The sequence below is a fragment of the Escherichia sp. MOD1-EC5990 genome (genome assembly GCF_002965285.1).
GTDB lineage: Bacteria > Pseudomonadota > Gammaproteobacteria > Enterobacterales > Enterobacteriaceae > Escherichia > Escherichia coli_F.
The window spans coordinates 1-1,702 of the sequence record NZ_PTRV01000060.1; the positions used below are offsets into that span (position 1 = coordinate 1).

Annotated in this window: 1 rRNA gene; it reads left to right on the forward strand. The window is 52.8% G+C overall.

Annotation, left to right across the window (positions count from 1 at the left end):
* The first annotated feature begins 146 nt into the window (after window positions 1-146).
* A 16S ribosomal RNA gene (locus BEB42_RS25810) occupies window positions 147-1,688 on the forward strand.
* Window positions 1,689-1,702: the final 14 nt, after the last annotated feature.

Here is a 1,702-nt window from a genome sequence, read left to right on the forward strand (position 1 = left end):
ACTGCTCTTTAACAATTTATCAGACAATCTGTGTGGGCACTCGAAGATACGGATTCTTAACGTCGCAAGACGAAAAATGAATACCAAGTCTCAAGAGTGAACACGTAATTCATTACGAAGTTTAATTCTTTGAGCATCAAACTTTTAAATTGAAGAGTTTGATCATGGCTCAGATTGAACGCTGGCGGCAGGCCTAACACATGCAAGTCGAACGGTAACAGGAATCAGCTTGCTGATTCGCTGACGAGTGGCGGACGGGTGAGTAATGTCTGGGAAACTGCCTGATGGAGGGGGATAACTACTGGAAACGGTAGCTAATACCGCATAACGTCGCAAGACCAAAGAGGGGGACCTTCGGGCCTCTTGCCATCGGATGTGCCCAGATGGGATTAGCTAGTAGGTGGGGTAACGGCTCACCTAGGCGACGATCCCTAGCTGGTCTGAGAGGATGACCAGCCACACTGGAACTGAGACACGGTCCAGACTCCTACGGGAGGCAGCAGTGGGGAATATTGCACAATGGGCGCAAGCCTGATGCAGCCATGCCGCGTGTATGAAGAAGGCCTTCGGGTTGTAAAGTACTTTCAGCGGGGAGGAAGGGAGTAAAGTTAATACCTTTGCTCATTGACGTTACCCGCAGAAGAAGCACCGGCTAACTCCGTGCCAGCAGCCGCGGTAATACGGAGGGTGCAAGCGTTAATCGGAATTACTGGGCGTAAAGCGCACGCAGGCGGTTTGTTAAGTCAGATGTGAAATCCCCGGGCTCAACCTGGGAACTGCATCTGATACTGGCAAGCTTGAGTCTCGTAGAGGGGGGTAGAATTCCAGGTGTAGCGGTGAAATGCGTAGAGATCTGGAGGAATACCGGTGGCGAAGGCGGCCCCCTGGACGAAGACTGACGCTCAGGTGCGAAAGCGTGGGGAGCAAACAGGATTAGATACCCTGGTAGTCCACGCCGTAAACGATGTCGACTTGGAGGTTGTGCCCTTGAGGCGTGGCTTCCGGAGCTAACGCGTTAAGTCGACCGCCTGGGGAGTACGGCCGCAAGGTTAAAACTCAAATGAATTGACGGGGGCCCGCACAAGCGGTGGAGCATGTGGTTTAATTCGATGCAACGCGAAGAACCTTACCTGGTCTTGACATCCACGGAAGTTTTCAGAGATGAGAATGTGCCTTCGGGAACCGTGAGACAGGTGCTGCATGGCTGTCGTCAGCTCGTGTTGTGAAATGTTGGGTTAAGTCCCGCAACGAGCGCAACCCTTATCCTTTGTTGCCAGCGGTCCGGCCGGGAACTCAAAGGAGACTGCCAGTGATAAACTGGAGGAAGGTGGGGATGACGTCAAGTCATCATGGCCCTTACGACCAGGGCTACACACGTGCTACAATGGCGCATACAAAGAGAAGCGACCTCGCGAGAGCAAGCGGACCTCATAAAGTGCGTCGTAGTCCGGATTGGAGTCTGCAACTCGACTCCATGAAGTCGGAATCGCTAGTAATCGTGGATCAGAATGCCACGGTGAATACGTTCCCGGGCCTTGTACACACCGCCCGTCACACCATGGGAGTGGGTTGCAAAAGAAGTAGGTAGCTTAACCTTCGGGAGGGCGCTTACCACTTTGTGATTCATGACTGGGGTGAAGTCGTAACAAGGTAACCGTAGGGGAACCTGCGGTTGGATCACCTCCTTACCTTAAAGAACTGT